This window comes from Gordonia sp. w5E2 (assembly GCF_036540975.1).
In the GTDB taxonomy this organism is placed as follows: domain Bacteria; phylum Actinomycetota; class Actinomycetes; order Mycobacteriales; family Mycobacteriaceae; genus Gordonia; species Gordonia jacobaea.
In genome coordinates this window covers 5,051,680-5,066,401 of the sequence record NZ_CP144213.1, presented here as the reverse complement: position 1 = coordinate 5,066,401, position 14,722 = coordinate 5,051,680, and the positions used below count along the sequence as shown (strand labels likewise).

The following is a 14,722-nucleotide window of genomic DNA, read 5'->3' as shown; positions in this document are numbered from 1 at the left end:
CGAAGGGTACGAATTGGTCACTCGATTCGACGACACCAATGAGATCCACGAAATCGTTGTATGGAGTCGCACCGGGCCGTACCGAGTGCGAGTCTCAGGTCGATTTCCCGACCAGGGTGTCGCACGGTCTGTCGCGCGACTGTGGGTGAAAACCCAACCGGCCCAATGAATCACAGAGAGAGGGTTCTTGAAACTCGATGTCATCGCAAGAGTCACAGATATACGCGGCGGTGGATCGCTACGAGCACGCGAAGTCTCACGGTTCGCGTCGCGACATCTTGGCGACGCTTACTCTGGACGCCCCCGAGCGCTTCTACTACGGCGGATCGGACGAGGCGTTCGCCGGACGGCGCAAGCAACTCGACGCAGTGCACTTCAATGCGCAGTACACCAACAGACGGGATCTCACGATCACCGGTGATACTGCCACGCTGACCACTGACTACGCCGAAACGCGCACCGACGGGACATCGACGGGCACGCCCTCACCAAGCTTCGGTAGCGACATCGAGTTCACGCTGAAAAAGGTCGACGGCGAATGGCTGATCTACGAGATCACGACGCCAGCGATGCGCGAGGACCGCATCCTGCAGCAGGGTCCGCCGTGATCTGGCTGGCGGCGCTACGACCGGCGGACATGCCCGAGCGCGGAACGCTGGCAGAGGCGATGGCGCACGCGACGTCGACGGTCAGTGGGGATGATTTCACCGACGTCGTCACACGAGGACGGGCAGGCGTCGAGCCGGGAATCTGTTGCGACATCTACCATCTACCGCCGAACGAGCTCGTCGCGCCCGACGCACTCGGCGATACAGGCGTGGGTGCGGCATCGGTGTACGCGGTTCGCCGGTTCACCTACCGCCCGGGCAGTTCGCTTGACGAGGTGCGCTCAGCCGAGGAAGCGCTTGGTGTTCGGCTTCCGCAGCGTTGGGTCGAATATCTCACCGGCGCGAGTGTCCTCGATAAGGCCGAGGGCCCAGAGTATTTCGAACTCTTCACACCCGCCGATATTGCCGACGTGACGAACGCGTTCTATGAGTGGTCACCGCGCATCGGCGCTGCGATGATCGGCAACGACGGTGGATCGAGCCGACTGCAGTTGGACACTCGTGTCGGCGACGCAAGCCCTGTCGTCATGATGTTCCCGGGCCATCGTGATTGGGAGGACACCATCGTTCAGGCCGATAGCATCGACGACTTCATCGAGTCCGCGGAGGCGGGAACCTTCGAAGTGGTCTTCGAAGACACGCACAAGTATCGTCCGCGCAGGTGACGATCACTGCTTGGCCCTCGACGTCGATGATCGGTGGGCGGGTCACGTCGCAATTGCCTTGGGCCAGATGGCGGTTCGCTCCGATTCCGTCAGGCGCTGGACGTGTACCGACTTTGTCTGGCGACCTATGGTGATGGTGGCGCTTGGTGTTGCTTCGAGGTTGTATGACCATGCGGGCCGGCGGTTTTGGCCGAAATTTGATGCGACGACGACGTAGTCGTTGCCGTCCTCTATGTAGATGAGAGGCGTCGTTCGTGGCTGGCCGCTTCGACGTCCCGTCGTGGTGAGGATCAGCTGGGGCAGAAGTGCGCGGGGTACGAGATGGAGCCGTCCGCCGGTGAGTCGGGCGATCGAACGATCAAGCGGAACCGAGCGCCGCATGACCTGCGACACAGCCTTGTTGGTGCCCATCCGCTGGAGCAGGCTCGTAGCCGTCAATGCTCTCGTCGCGGTCATCGCAGTGCTCCTGCCCGTCGGTCCGAGTATTCGAGGTATCCCTGCCCCGTACGCGTTCGTCCTTCGATCTCGCCATGCCACTGGTATCCGGCGATATAGCCCATGCCCGCGTAGAGCCAATGAGTATCGACAGTTCCGTCGATGTAGGAGGTCGTGCCGTCGTCATGGGTGAAACGCCAGGTGAACGCGGTCGGCAGTACCATCTCGGCGCGGCCGTCGTAACTGGTTGGTACGGAGGCGAACTCGGTCACGGTGAACTCTGCCTCGACTCCGATCCGTCGTACGCCCGTGCCCACCTGCCTGATATCTGCGCCCATGAGGGCGGTATGGCGGCCGAAGGCGCCAAGCGCGCACGCAACGATCTGCTCTCCGGGCCCGAGATCGAGGACGTGGTAGGTGAAGAAATCGGCGGGGATCTTCAGCGGCGTGGGAAGCATCCGCGGCAGGTCCATGAACGGCGCGTAGCCGATGCCGTACTCGAAGGTGCAGGTTCCGCTGACCTGTTGCGCGGCAGAGTCTTTGGATGCGATCGTGCCCTCGTACTGACACAGGAGACTGTAGTGGCGGTAGATTTCGCTATCGGCGACCCAGCTGATGTCGTCTGTGCAGTGCAGATCGAGTGCGACATTCAGGTCGTCGAGGGTGCTGCGTAGGTGCACCGAGGGGTAGTCGACGCTCAAAGTGTGATTCTGTCCGAAGCGGAGAACACTCCCGTCGTCGGCCAGTTCCGTTCCGTCGACGCCGAAGACGTGGAAGGAGCGGGTCGGATCGGATTGCGCTGTGCCCCAGCCAAGTTGCGTGACCCCGCGCGGCCGACCGGGGATGGCGCCGTTGTCGTCCCAGGCGCGGAATCCGGTGCCGCCGATCACGATCATGTGGGCAAGGAATCGATGCGGCTCCGGTAGGTCGGGGATCATGATGCCGTAGTGCGCGGCACCTTTGGTCAGCACGCGCGTCGAACTCGGGGGGAACGTCAGATCTTTGGGGAGGTCGTCACGGACGGCAGAGTTGTGGTTCGAGGTACGCATCACTCGAGCGACCGCTGAGATCCCGAGACGCTTGAGGCCGCCGGACCGATCGGTGCTGGTGTAGTGAACCGGACGTGCGGATGGCCTTGCACACTGCGCGGAACTCATAGCACTCCTCCTCGGGCCGGGTACTGGGTATCGAAGTGGCGCTGGGTATCCCCGATGATCGATGCGAACAGGCGGCGATTGAGAGGGACACCTGCGGCGACGATGGGGCCGAAGCCGCGGTGGGCGTCGAACGCGAAACGCCATGTGAACCTACTCCCCGATCCCAACGCTGTGACGTGGTAGTCCTCCGCGAAGGATCGGAACAGCGGAACACTCGCCTCGGTGGCATAGAAACTGTGCCGGTGAATGGTGTTGTCCCACAGAAAGAAATGCTCACGCAAGGTCATCACGCCCCGAAGCACGGCTACTTCGCGGCGACTGCCGACGCCGAGGGGCTCGGGACTCAGGTAGTGCCCGCGCAGCGCGCGCACCCACGGTAACGGCTGCGGCGCAACGATATCTGCCCAGACGGTGTCGGGATCAGCGCCCGGAACGTCGACGTCGTAGCTGAAGCTGTGCTGTGCGGTGTCGAAGTAGCTGAGGTCGACGGGGTCAAGGGTGGTCCAGATGGCCATGGGCGCTCCTTTGGTTGATAGTCGATCAGTGCTGGGTGTCGTCTGTGCTGAGTGCAGTCCGCCGGTCTGCTTACGACCGACTCTGCTTGCGGCGCAGATCAATCCATTCGATGTATCCGGTGTCGGCGATGGACGCTGCGCGAAAGGTGCCCGTGTAGTGATAAGCGCCGACGTAGCCACGGCCGTGGCCGAACCGCCACGGCGCATCGACCTCGCCGTCGATTACGAGGACCTCGTGACCTTGGCTGTCGCGAACCAGCCACCGAAGTCTTTGCGGCACAGGCATACCGCGTCCCCACGGATCGACCTGGTCGCGACCCCACTCGATCACCTCGAATTCGATGTCGTCGAAGACCTGTCGATCACCGTAGGCGGTCCGTAGATGCGCCATCAGGCACGCCGATTGGCCGCGTGCCTGCACCTCAGTGAGAAGCACCTGGGTGACGTCATCGAGTTGGAGAATCTGGTAGGTGAAATAGTCCGACGGCAGTTTGAGTCGTGGTGGCAACGGGGACGCGGAGAAGTTCTGCGGCGTCATCGCGCGGCAGTATTCAAAGGTCCCCAGCCCCTCCACGGAGGTCGCGCCGGCATCGTCTGTGATCGTGCCCGTGTACGGTGCCAGCAGACTCAGATGGTCATAGACCGGGGACTTGGTGAAGTAGGCGACATTGTCGGTGACCTCCAGATTCAGATCGACAGAAAACGTCGAATACCGCCCTCGCACCGCCACTTTCGGCAGTGCGACCTCGATCTCGAGGTCCTGACCCCACGCCAGCTTCGAGCCGTCTGCGGCCAAGTCACAATCGCGGCGCGCGTCGTAGCGCTGGTAGTGGTACTGATCTCCGTGTGCTGTCGACGACAAGACTGTCGTCGTGCGTCGGGCATCGGGCTCGACGACGAACCCGTCATTGTCGAACAACTCGGTTCCGGTCGCACCGATCAGGGTCATCGTATTCAGGTATCGATGCGGGTCCGGCAACCGTGGCACGAAGACTCCGAAATGCGTGAAGCCCCACCGCCGCGATGCCTCGTGCGGGATCAGTTCCGGGCTGCCCGCATAGGGCTTCTGCGATGCGTCGATTCGCCGGTCGGCCAATGGGAGTGCGACCTGCACGATGGCTGCGGCCGCGGCGGTCGATATGCGGTCGTTCACGCGGGCTGCCCTGGTCGACGATCTGGTTCGCGAAGTCTCTGTTGATACACGGTGTAATCCAATCTATGAACCACTTCGGGTTGCTCGGATGCATCGATCATCTAGCTGTCGCTCCGCCGGGCGACTGCTGTCAACGACAGTTTGCCAGTACAGACGGGTTTCGGGGCCGTTCCCCGCGCGGGCTAGCCATAAAACTATGCCGACTGACATACCGATCGATAGTCCACTAATTGGACCAAAGATGCAAGGGTGTGGCAGCGCTCAGGGGCTGAAGTCGCCCGGTATTCTCGAAACCATGTCCGACGACGAGTCAGCTCCCATCCCTGGGAACGCTGTCCGCGGCTCGGAGACTGGTCGGCCGATCATGGCCGCATTCGACCTCTTGGGCCGTCGATGGATGTTGCGGATACTCTGGGAACTCCGCTTCGGAGCGGTGCGATTCTCCGACCTTCGTCGCCGAATTCCCGAGGCGTCTCCGACAACGATGTCTCAGCGGCTCGACGAGCTGGTCGACGCGAAGATCGTCACCAAAGGGCGCTCGGGCTACCGGTTGACGACGCACGGCGCAGCGCTTCTGGTCAGCCTGGGGCCACTCGAGTTATGGGCGAAGTCGTGGAAATTGGCGCACCGTGATTGACCCTCGTTTCACCGACAGGTCGCGTAAAGGGAGAGTGCGGGCGGCATGTGCTCTATACCGCTTGGGAGTTCCGGCGTCGGCCTAGATATCGAAGATCGGGATCGCAATCGTGGCTTTCATTACTGCTTTCCCGGCCGAGCGACGCGGCTCTAAGGTGCCTTGTCGAACTCTTCCTCGAGTCCCTGACCGTTCCCCAAGAAACAACTCACGGAAACGTACACAAGCCGGGAAAAGAATACTTCCCCTAGTTTCTGCACGGCTGGATGCCGCGCGGACCCTTCCCCTGCTTTCCGCGCCGGCGGACACGGGCCCCAGCCATCGCGCCGAATTCGGCCGGACCTCGTCTGTGCCGCGCGAACCGGGGTTGTCGGATCGTCGCGTGTACTGTCCGGTTCGAGCGCCTATTCGGACCGCCTATCCCCCGAACCGCCAAGCCAGCGCGGCGCCGACGGCACCGATGCCATTGGCGGCCCAGTGCAAGGCTATGGGAGCGAGCAGACTGTCGCTGCGCACGCGGAGCCATCCGAGAAGCACACCTGCTGCTGCCGTGACGGCGACAGCCACCACGACACCGATGAACTGTGCGAACACGGTCTGTCCGAAGAGGTCTGACAGGCCCGCGTTGCCCGCGGTGAGTCCGAGTGACGTGACCACATGCCAACAGCCGAAGAGCACGGCTTGGATCAGCAGGGCGCGGGTGGGCGTCGTGAGTCGACGCAGCGAGCCGAACAGCACACCACGGAAGAACAACTCCTCGGGCAGCACCGTCTGGAACGGAATCACGACGAACGCAGCCAGTAGCGCGTGTCCGAGGTCGCGATAGGCGTCGTTCTGAAACAGCTCGCGTGTCGGCGGAATGGCGACGCCGACAACGACCACAACAACGACCGCAAGGACGATGACCAACGCGTATCGTCCGCCGCTGCGCAGGCCCGCACCGCCGAGGCCCAGGTCCTCGTGAGTGAGCCCCGCGGCGAGCGCGATGGACACTGCAACCACCGCGGCGACCGTCACCAACCATTCGACGCCCGGAAAGTGCAGAAAATGAGCGCACATCTGCGCGGTCAGCATTAACGCGGCACCAACAATTGGCACCAACCACAGTCGACGACGCTTTCGAGAATCGGGCAAGCGTGAGCTCGCGGATGAGACATTGTCGTTGCGGCTCACCACGGTAGCGTCGCACAGGTTTAGGATTCACGAGTCACATCGATGTCCGATGACCACGAAGGGTGCCCAGGTGCCAGACAAGCCAGCGACCGGCTCCGAGCACGATGCGTCGTCGAAGACCAGTACCTCGGGTCCTACACCCGACGGTGACGGCCAACTCGCCGAGCCCAGCACTGTCGACAGCAAAGCGGCAGCCGACACCAAGCCCGCCGTCGAGAACAAGGCGGGCCAAGACAGCAAGGCGGACCAAGACAGCAAGCCCGACGCCGAAGACGAGCACGGCAGGTCGTCGTCGAGCTGGTCGTCGAAGCTGCGGCACGCGGCGCTGGCCTATGCGCATCGCATCAGTTTCGCCGGGCTCATGTTCGGGACGGTCTTCCTCTGGTTGTCGACGACGCCCTCATTGCTGCCGCGCGGCCCGTTGTTCCAGGGCGTCGTGTCGGGTGGCGCTGCGGCAGTCGGCTATTGCGTCGGTGTGTTCATCGCCTGGCTGGTGCGGTACATGCTGTCTCGCTCGGAGCGCTGGCCGTCGCCGAAGCGAAACTATTGGATTGCGTTGGGTTTGATCGCGATCATCGGCACGGTCGTGATGCTGTACTGGTATTCGCGGTGGCAGACCGAGATTCGCAATCTGATGGGTGTCGAGAACCTCACCTGGACGGCGTATCCGATCATCGCGATCTTCGCCGTGCTCGTCTTCGTGCTGTTGATGGTGATCGGGCAAGCATGGGCGAGTCTCGTGACATGGCTTGTGCGACAGCTCAGAAAGATCGCTCCGCCACGCGTTGCCGCGGTCGCGGGACTCCTCGTGGTCGCGCTGGTGACCGTATTCATCCTCAACGGTGTTGTCGCGAAGTACTCGATGAAGGCGCTCAACAGCACATTCGCCTCCGCCAACGACGAGGTCCGGCCGAACACCGCTCCCCCGACGTCCGGGCTCCGATCGGGCGGCCCCGGGTCGCTGGTGACGTGGGAGTCGCTCGGGCGTGAGGGTCGTGTGATCGTCTCCAACGGACCGGACATCGCGAAGCTGTCGGAGTTCAACCAGCAACCGGCGATGGAACCGATCCGAGCGTTCGTCGGACTGGGTTCCGGCGACAATCTGCGCGCCAACGCGCAGTTGGCTGCCGACGAACTCGTGCGCGCGGGTGGCTTGAAGCGCAAGGTGATCGCGATCGGGTCGACGACCGGATCCGGTTGGCTCAACAAGGCGACCATCGACTCGCTCGAATACATGTACAACGGCGACGTCGCCACCGTGGCGATGCAGTATTCGTATCTGCCGAGCTGGATTTCGTTCATCGTCGACAAGGAGCGAGCCCGCCAGGCGGGTGCGTCACTGTTCGAGGCGGTCGACGCCAAGGTGCGCGAGCTTCCCGAAGCGGAGCGTCCGAAGCTCGTCGTCTTCGGCGAAAGTCTCGGATCCTTCGGCGCCGAAGCGGCTTTCGGTACGGTCCCGACCGTCACCGCGCGGACCGACGGCGCGCTGCTCTCCGGGCCGACGTTCAGCAACACGCTCTGGAACGATGCCACCGCGGGCCGCGACAAGGGATCACCGCAGTGGCTGCCGATCTACAACAACGGCAGGCAGGTGCGCTTCATCGCCGACGAGAAAGATCTCGACCGGCCCGACGCACCGTGGGACTACTCGCGCATGGTCTATCTGCAGCACGCGTCCGACCCCATCGCCTGGTGGTCGCCGCAACTCATTCTGCGCGAACCGGATTGGCTCAAGGAACAGCGCGGCAGGGACGTCATCAGCGCGACGCACTGGATTCCGTTCGTCACCTTCCTCCAGGTCTCGGCCGACATGGCGGTGTCGGTCAATGTTCCCGACGGCCACGGCCACAACTATCAGTCGGCTATCCCCTATGCCTGGGCACGCATCCTGCAGCCGCCCGGCTGGACGGACGAGAAGACGCAGCAACTCGAGCCGCGACTGCACCGCGACGGGTAGTGCGTGCGGGGTCGCGACATTTCGGCGGAGTACTCGGTGAGCAGCTCAGTCGGCGATGTCGAATGCGGCGATGACCTTCGTCGGCGTCAGTCGCACGAGCGCTTCGCCGGGTACGGCATTGCGTTTGCCGTACTGCTCGGCGAGGTCGGGACCCATGTACCGTTCGGCGATTGCCGAGGCTGTGCGCAGTAGGTCGGTGGGGTCGTCGTCGAAGGCGACGGTGCCCTGGACCTGCACGAACGAGAACGGCGGCTTCTCGTCGTCGACGACGATGGTTGCCCTCGAATCACGTTGCAGCGCGCGACCTTTCGACGTATCCAGACCGGTGTTGAACACCAGCGCGCCATCTTCGACGATGAACCAGATCGGCGTGACCAACGCTCGGCCGTCCTTCGACACCCAGGCGATCTTGCCGGTTCGTGTTCCGGTGGAGAGGAATTCGACGACCTGGTCGGTCAGCTCGGCTGTGGACATGGTTCGGGTACCTTTCGTCCGGTGATGTCGGTTGTGCGGCGGTAGACCGATTTCCAGGGTAGGTCGTGTGTCAGGCCAGGCGCTGATACGTCGCGATGAACATCTCAACACAGACGTCCCGGATGTCGGAGACGTCGGCGGCCGGTGTTCCGGCGTCGGTCGCGATGTACCAGTCGACGAGGAGCTGCGTGAGAGCACCGATCAACCCGACCGCGGCGAGCCGGAACCGCTCCGGCGGCTGCTCGTCGTCGAATGCGATGTGCATGGCCAGTTCGGCCCACCCGTGAATCGCGTCCATCCGCAGTCGCTCGAGAGAGGCGTCGACTCCGACCACCTCGACGAGGATCACGCGCGCCATCCGTCGGTCGCCGGTGAGGCGTTCGAGCAGGGCGTCGAGGGCGACGCGGGTGAGTTGTGCGAGGCGCTGCTCAGCCGGTGCGTCGTCGCTGGTCGCGGGGCCGCTGGTGACGTCCGGGACCTGCAGGAGGCTCTCCCCTACGGCCGCGCGGCAGATGTCGACGCAGTGTTCGTACACGGCTGCCAGCAACGCATTTCGGTCGGAGAAGGACTCGTAGAAATAGCGCTGGGTGAGGCCGGCCTCGTCGCAGAGCCGCTTGACCGACACGTGACGAAAGCCTTCGCGGCCGAACAGGTTCAGTCCGGCGTCGACAAAAGCTGCTCGACGCCGCGCCTGACGTTGCTCGGGCCCCGTTCCGGCGTACAACCGCCCCGAAGGTCCGGGCTGGGAGGTCTCGAGTGTCACGGAATCCTTTCCTGTCTGGTCGGCCTGTCTGTCTCGTTGGCCTGGCGGCATGGACACGCCCCATCTGAGACGATACTGTGTCAACATAAATCTGACACATAGCCGTGTCAGATAGCGGACCGGAGGTGACGCTCACGATGCTCGAACTACTCCCCGACCCGATGCGGGAGCCGACGGTCCTCGCGATCCCGTTCTTCGTGACGATGCTGGCCATCGAGTGGTTCGCGGCCTACAAGCTCGAGGAATCCGACGACGAGGGCCGCGCGCCGAAGGGTGCCTACGAGAAGCGCGATGCCCGTGCGAGTCTGTCGATGGGTGTGGTGTCGATTGCCACGAGCGCGGCGTGGAAACTGCTTGGGCTGCTCGTGTACACGGCGATCTTCACCTACCTCGCGCCGTGGCATCTTCCGGCCACCGCCTGGTACACGTGGCTTATCGCGTTCCTCGGCGTCGACTTCTTGTTCTACTGGTCGCACCGGGTGTCGCATCGGGTGCGGCTCGTGTGGGCGACGCACCAAGCGCACCATTCGAGCGAGTATTTCAACTTCGCGACGGCGCTGCGGCAAAAGTGGAATATCAGTGCGGCGCTAGTGATGTGGCTGCCACTCCCCCTCCTCGGTGTGCCGCCCGCGTTGGTGTTCGCCGCGTACTCGCTGAACCTGGTGTACCAGTTCTGGATTCACACCGAGCGCATCGACAAGATGTGGCGCCCTTTCGAATTCGTCTTCAACACGCCGTCGCATCACCGGGTGCATCACGGGAGTGATCCGGAGTATCTCGACCGCAACTACGCAGGCACGCTGATCATCTGGGACAGGCTGTTTGGCTCGTTCTCGCCCGAAACACACCGTCCCACATACGGACTCACCAAGTCGGTCGGCACGTACAACATCGTGAAGCTTCAAACACACGAGTACGCGAGCATCGCGCGCGACGTCCGCGGAGCGGCAAGCTGGCGTGCCCGCCTGGGTTACGTGTTCGGTCCACCCGGGTGGGCACCCGCAAGCGTCGCCGGAGCCGGCGCCACTGGGACCGAAGCAGTCGAAAGCGGTGACGGGCGCGTCAGCGCGCCATCGTGACCTGGCCGATCTGTACCTGGTAGCTGCCGTTGCCTGTGCTCGGCAGCGAGGTGAGCCAGACCATCACGTAGCGACTGCCCTGCGGATTCTCGACCGTCAGCGTCGTGCTCGGCTGATCGACCGTGCCGGTTGCCAGCGTCGAGGTCTGCGCGGCGGTCGGCGTTGCCGACGGTGCGGTGCGGATCTCGACGTTGAAGCCGGGCGTCGGCGTCTTGATGGTCACGGCCTTGACGTTCTGCTCACTGCCGAGGTCGAACATGAGGCCCATGCCGTTCTTGAGTCCACCGAAAGCCGCTGAGCCGCGGTAACTGTCGCTGCGCCACGGCGGAGCGACACCGCTGATCACGTTCTGCAGATTGACGGAATTGTCCGGCGGCTGAGCGGAGAAGTCGACGATCGAGACGGCATTGAGCGGGATCGCCGTGCCCGCAGCGGGCGGGGGCGCCGGGTTGCCGGGTGTGGCAGGTGCCGAGGTCGTCGGGAGGATCGAGTTGATGTTGGTGTCGCCCTCGTCGCCACCGAAAATGCCTGTGGCCCAAACGATCAGCGCGATGACAACAAACAGCGCGAGGAGCGCCGCGCCCGCGAGCAACCCGACGTTGCGCTTACGAGCGGCCGCGGCCGCCGACGGTTCGTGGGTGCCGATCCGTACCGGCGCCTCGTCGTCGTTGATGGCGGGCAGCATGTCGGTCGGGAGGTCGAGGACGGTTGCCTGGTCGAGGACATGCTGGACGGTGCCCGCAGTGCGGATACCGCGTGCGCCGTCGAGTGCGCGCGAGGCGACCGCTGAGATCTCGAAAGGTATGTCGGACTTGACCTCTCGCGGATCGATTGGTTCACCGTCGGGTCCGGGGGAGGCGATGGGCAGTCCGCCGACGGGCGTCGTCGTGTCGGCGGTGGTGACGAGGTGGTGTCCGGTCTCGCCGTCGAGAGGCCACCGTGCGAGCAGTAGCGCGTACAGCACGGCGCCGAGTCCGCGGACATCCGACGACTTGTCGTCGCCCGCTAGGGTTCCCGGGAAAGCGAGTACGGCATTGCCGTCGGTGCTGATCCGAATCCGGTCGGGATGGTCGATGGAGAGCGCACCGCCGGAACGGTGTGCGGCTTCGGCGGCGGCCGCAAGCGCGCGGACGGCACGGGCGGCGCCGATGGGGGAGGGACCCGAGCGTGCGACGTCGGCCAACGACGATCCGGGGACCCATTCGGTGACGACGATGCCACCCGACGATCCACGCACGACGTCGAGAACACGCGCGACGCCAGCGGAACTGATCTGGCCCAGTCGCAGAGTGCGGGTGAGAACACCCTGGGGGCCGGAATCGCTTGCGCTCGGCTGATCTCCGCGCTCGGGCGGCGGTGCGAGCTGCTCGGCGTCGACGAAGGTCAGGCCGACCTCGCGGTCGAGGTTGATGTCCTGTGCGCGCCAGAATTGGAGGCCACGGGTGCCGCCGTGGGTGTCGAGGAGGCGGTAACGACCGCCGGCGACAGCCGCGCCGGGGATGAGACGCGGTCCGCGGCGCACGGGCGTGCCGATGGCCTCGGGACGGTCGGGATCGGGGGTGGGTCCGCCGGTCTTTGAGGATGAGCGCGGCTCGTTGGGCTTGGCCTGCTCACTCGTCGTATCGGAGGACGTCTCGGACTGGGGGGTGGTCTCGACCTCGCTGCCACTCAAGCCGCTATCAGTCAAGCCGCTGTCAGTCACGCGTCGGACTCCTTTCCTGCGATACCGAATATCTCGTGGTTCACGCGTTGGTGAGCCGACTTCGAGACCCCGACCACCGGCGGCACCACCGCTGAGCACCGCATACGACTGCCAGGTCGCGGTACCACGGTCGAATCGCCGGACCACTTGTACCTGACCAGAGTACGGGAGCGATTCATCGGCAGTGACCCGCGGAAACTGAACCGTGATGGTCGGCGACGATTCCGTGACCTGACCGGCGGGCGGCGCGAGAGCGGGGATGAACCGACCGAGCAAGCGGCGCACCGAATTACCGATCGCCACGACGTCGGGCAGTCCTGCCGCCGACAGCCCCGCGTAGGTCACACCGAGCACCACGACCGCGGTGATCAGCAGATATGCCAGCGAACCGAGCTTGCCCTCTGCCGTGCCCAGATAGTGGAGACCCGACAACTCGGCGACGACCCACACGATCGCGGCGACGCCGAGCGACACGATCAGCGTCACGATCGTCGTGCGCGCAACGCCTTCGAGGCGTCGGTAGGCGAGGCGCTTACGAAGGAGGAAGTGTCCGACGATCGCGCCCGCGAGATAGCCGAGACCATTCGACAGCGACAGCCAACGGATCACCATGTGCGGATCGGAGAAGAGCACCGGACCCAGATACGACGACGCGATCTTGACGACGGTGATGCCCAGCGCGATCCAGGTCGGAGTCCACGCATCCTGCGCGGCGTAGAACACGCGGAGCTGGACGAGCGTGATGGCGTAGGGGATGAGCGTGAATGCGCCCCAGGCGAGCACGGAGCCAAGCTGCGAGGAGATCGAGGCGTCGAACTTGCCGAAGTTGAAGATCGCGATACCGATTGCCGGACCGAAGAACGTCATGAACGCGACCGTCGGAACCAGAGCGACCATCGTCAGGCGGGAGGCGAGGGAGAGATCGTCGACGACGGCGTCGCGGTTATCGGCGGCGGCGTTGCGCGACAGGCGCGGCATGATCGCGGTCAGGATCGTCACGCCGAGCACACCGTACGGGAGCTGCAGAAGCTGCCAGTGCGTCGCATACACCGAGATGCCCGACGAGTCGGCATGCGAGGCGATGCGGTAGGTGATGACGAGTCCGACCTGCAGGATCGCTACGTAGCCGACGATCGCGACCGCCTGGCGACCGAAGGCACGCAACCGCGCGTCGATGCCCCACTGCAGCTTCAGCTGCACCCCCGCGCGACGCAGCCACGGGATCAGAATGCACGCCTGCAGAACGACGCCGAGCGTGGTGCCGATACCCAGGACCAGCAGCTTGGGCTCGGACATCTTGACCGGATTGAGTGTGATCTCGCCGGGCATCAGTGCGTACAGGACGAGCGTCGCGATCTGGACGACGTTGTTCAGCACCGGAGCCCACGCACCCGGTTTGAACAGGCCCTTCATGTTCAGGATGGCGATGAACAGCGCCGACAACCCGTAGAACAGGATCTCCGGCAGCAGCAGATAGGCGAGCGCTGTGGTCAGCGGCCTGTTGACGTCGCCGTCGCCGACGTTGAGGTAGGTGAGCAGGGGAGCAGCGACGAGAGCGATGACCGTCGCAGCGCCGAGCATGCACAGCGCAAGGGTGAAGATGCGGTTGATGAAGCCCCGACCACCGTCGGGGTCCTCGGCTTCTGCGCGGACGAGCGTCGGGATCACGATCGCGGTCAGCACGGCACCGAGGACAACCTCGGCGATCATGTTCGGCAGCACGTACGCCGCCTGGAACGCGGACGCGATCGCGGGACCGAGCATGGCAAGCACCAGCACGGTTCGGATGAACCCGGTGATGCGGCTGGTCAGCGTGGCGAGCGCGATCGACCCGGACGTCTTGACGATGCTCGCGTCGGAGTCGCGCGCAAGACCGGTCGACGACGAGTCGTCGGTATTAGGGGTGTCGGTGTCTGGGGTGCTGGGTTTAGACGTATCGGCCTCGCGCGCCTGGGTCGCGGTGGACGCCGGCGCAGCGGCCCGTGCCGCGCTCGCCGAAGGTCGGGTCTCGCGCAGCGGACGTCCCGCGCGGGGAGGCTGGGCGGCACGCGGGGGCTGAGCGCCGCGTCGAGGTTGGTTACCGCGCGGCGGTCGGTCAGTCGGTGGTTGGTCAGTCGGTGGTTGATCGGGCGGTGGCCGCCGTGCACTCGGCGGCTGCTGGGCACGGTCGGTGCGGGGGCGTTCGTGCTGGCCGTCGCGGTGAGGAGGCAGATCACGGGACGGGCGCGGATCGCGAGTCGTCGAACGTGGGGCGTCCGGGCGCGCCGGAGGGATCACACGGGGAGCTGCTCGCCCCGACAGCGGGGGACGAGCACCGACCGGCCCGTTCAGCGGTGCTGGTCCGACACCGGGGTCGCGCATACCGGGGTCGCGGGGGCCCGATGCATTTGCACTCGGCCCGCGCTGC

The 14,722-nt window shown here is 64.6% G+C and carries 13 protein-coding genes; 5 read left to right on the top strand and 8 right to left on the bottom strand.

Features of this window, described 5'->3' with window-relative positions; all coding sequences use genetic code 11:
* Positions 1-197: 197 nt before the first annotated feature.
* Positions 198-608: a hypothetical protein gene (locus tag RND64_RS22990; RefSeq protein ID WP_082937805.1), complete on the top strand. Its 411-nt coding sequence runs from the start codon at positions 198-200 to the stop codon at positions 606-608.
* A complete protein-coding gene (locus tag RND64_RS22985; RefSeq protein ID WP_231894049.1) occupies positions 539-1,273 on the top strand; it encodes an SMI1/KNR4 family protein in 735 nt (244 codons plus the stop codon). Before RND64_RS22990 ends, RND64_RS22985 begins: the two co-directional genes overlap by 70 nt.
* 42 nt (positions 1,274-1,315) lie before the next feature.
* Here RND64_RS22985 and RND64_RS22980 read toward each other — a convergent pair whose 3' ends face one another.
* The 4 genes from RND64_RS22980 to RND64_RS22965 all read right to left on the bottom strand — a co-directional run bounded on the left by RND64_RS22980 (position 1,316) and on the right by RND64_RS22965 (position 4,533).
* A complete protein-coding gene (locus tag RND64_RS22980) occupies positions 1,316-1,729 on the bottom strand; it encodes a nitroreductase/quinone reductase family protein (RefSeq protein WP_082946598.1) in 414 nt (137 codons plus the stop codon).
* Positions 1,726-2,865 carry a DUF6670 family protein gene (locus RND64_RS22975; protein WP_049699202.1) on the bottom strand — a complete coding sequence of 380 codons (1,140 nt, stop codon included), beginning with the start codon at positions 2,863-2,865 and terminating at the stop codon, positions 1,726-1,728. Before RND64_RS22975 ends, RND64_RS22980 begins: the two co-directional genes overlap by 4 nt.
* Entirely contained in the window at positions 2,862-3,380 is a 519-nt protein-coding gene (locus tag RND64_RS22970) for an SRPBCC family protein (protein ID WP_049699203.1), read from the bottom strand. Before RND64_RS22970 ends, RND64_RS22975 begins: the two co-directional genes overlap by 4 nt.
* Positions 3,381-3,450: 70 nt before the next feature.
* Positions 3,451-4,533, bottom strand: coding sequence for a DUF6670 family protein (locus RND64_RS22965; RefSeq protein ID WP_049699204.1), 1,083 nt, complete (start codon positions 4,531-4,533; stop codon positions 3,451-3,453).
* A 295-nt stretch (positions 4,534-4,828) separates the two neighbouring features.
* Between RND64_RS22965 and RND64_RS22960 the strand changes: the two genes are divergently transcribed.
* Positions 4,829-5,170 carry a winged helix-turn-helix transcriptional regulator gene (locus tag RND64_RS22960; protein WP_049699454.1) on the top strand — a complete coding sequence of 114 codons (342 nt, stop codon included), beginning with the start codon at positions 4,829-4,831 and terminating at the stop codon, positions 5,168-5,170.
* A gap of 414 nt (positions 5,171-5,584) precedes the next feature.
* Here RND64_RS22960 and RND64_RS22955 read toward each other — a convergent pair whose 3' ends face one another.
* Positions 5,585-6,241 (bottom strand): CPBP family intramembrane glutamic endopeptidase, encoded by a 657-nt coding sequence (locus RND64_RS22955; RefSeq protein ID WP_049699205.1) that lies wholly within the window; start codon positions 6,239-6,241, stop codon positions 5,585-5,587.
* 169 nt (positions 6,242-6,410) lie between these two features.
* Between RND64_RS22955 and RND64_RS22950 the strand changes: the two genes are divergently transcribed.
* On the top strand, positions 6,411-8,297 hold the full coding sequence (locus tag RND64_RS22950; RefSeq protein ID WP_049699455.1) for an alpha/beta hydrolase: 1,887 nt from the start codon (positions 6,411-6,413) through the stop codon (positions 8,295-8,297).
* A 45-nt stretch (positions 8,298-8,342) separates the two neighbouring features.
* On the opposite strand, the gene RND64_RS22945 is transcribed toward RND64_RS22950, so the two are convergent.
* Both RND64_RS22945 and RND64_RS22940 read right to left on the bottom strand, forming a co-directional pair.
* Positions 8,343-8,771 carry a PPOX class F420-dependent oxidoreductase gene (locus RND64_RS22945; protein ID WP_049699206.1) on the bottom strand — a complete coding sequence of 143 codons (429 nt, stop codon included), beginning with the start codon at positions 8,769-8,771 and terminating at the stop codon, positions 8,343-8,345.
* Between the two features lie 70 nt (positions 8,772-8,841).
* A complete protein-coding gene (locus RND64_RS22940; RefSeq protein ID WP_049699456.1) occupies positions 8,842-9,534 on the bottom strand; it encodes a TetR/AcrR family transcriptional regulator in 693 nt (230 codons plus the stop codon).
* A 137-nt stretch (positions 9,535-9,671) separates the two neighbouring features.
* On the opposite strand from RND64_RS22940, the gene RND64_RS22935 reads away from it, so the two are divergent.
* A complete protein-coding gene (locus RND64_RS22935) occupies positions 9,672-10,613 on the top strand; it encodes a sterol desaturase family protein (RefSeq protein ID WP_049699457.1) in 942 nt (313 codons plus the stop codon).
* Here RND64_RS22935 and RND64_RS22930 read toward each other — a convergent pair.
* Complete coding sequence (locus RND64_RS22930; protein ID WP_331436322.1) at positions 10,597-14,676, bottom strand: murein biosynthesis integral membrane protein MurJ; 4,080 nt, start codon at positions 14,674-14,676, stop codon at positions 10,597-10,599. The genes RND64_RS22935 and RND64_RS22930 overlap by 17 nt on opposite strands.
* Positions 14,677-14,722: the final 46 nt, after the last annotated feature.

Coding starts and splice junctions, on each gene's coding strand:
- RND64_RS22990 (WP_082937805.1), top strand. CDS start 198: ATGTCATCGCAAGAGTCACAGATATACGCGGCGGTGGATCGCTACGAG.
- RND64_RS22985 (WP_231894049.1), top strand. CDS start 539: ATGGCTGATCTACGAGATCACGACGCCAGCGATGCGCGAGGACCGCAT.
- RND64_RS22980 (WP_082946598.1), bottom strand. CDS start 1,729: ATGACCGCGACGAGAGCATTGACGGCTACGAGCCTGCTCCAGCGGATG.
- RND64_RS22975 (WP_049699202.1), bottom strand. CDS start 2,865: ATGAGTTCCGCGCAGTGTGCAAGGCCATCCGCACGTCCGGTTCACTAC.
- RND64_RS22970 (WP_049699203.1), bottom strand. CDS start 3,380: ATGGCCATCTGGACCACCCTTGACCCCGTCGACCTCAGCTACTTCGAC.
- RND64_RS22960 (WP_049699454.1), top strand. CDS start 4,829: ATGTCCGACGACGAGTCAGCTCCCATCCCTGGGAACGCTGTCCGCGGC.
- RND64_RS22955 (WP_049699205.1), bottom strand. CDS start 6,241: ATGCTGACCGCGCAGATGTGCGCTCATTTTCTGCACTTTCCGGGCGTC.
- RND64_RS22945 (WP_049699206.1), bottom strand. CDS start 8,771: ATGTCCACAGCCGAGCTGACCGACCAGGTCGTCGAATTCCTCTCCACC.
- RND64_RS22935 (WP_049699457.1), top strand. CDS start 9,672: ATGCTCGAACTACTCCCCGACCCGATGCGGGAGCCGACGGTCCTCGCG.
- RND64_RS22930 (WP_331436322.1), bottom strand. CDS start 14,676: ATGCGCGACCCCGGTGTCGGACCAGCACCGCTGAACGGGCCGGTCGGT.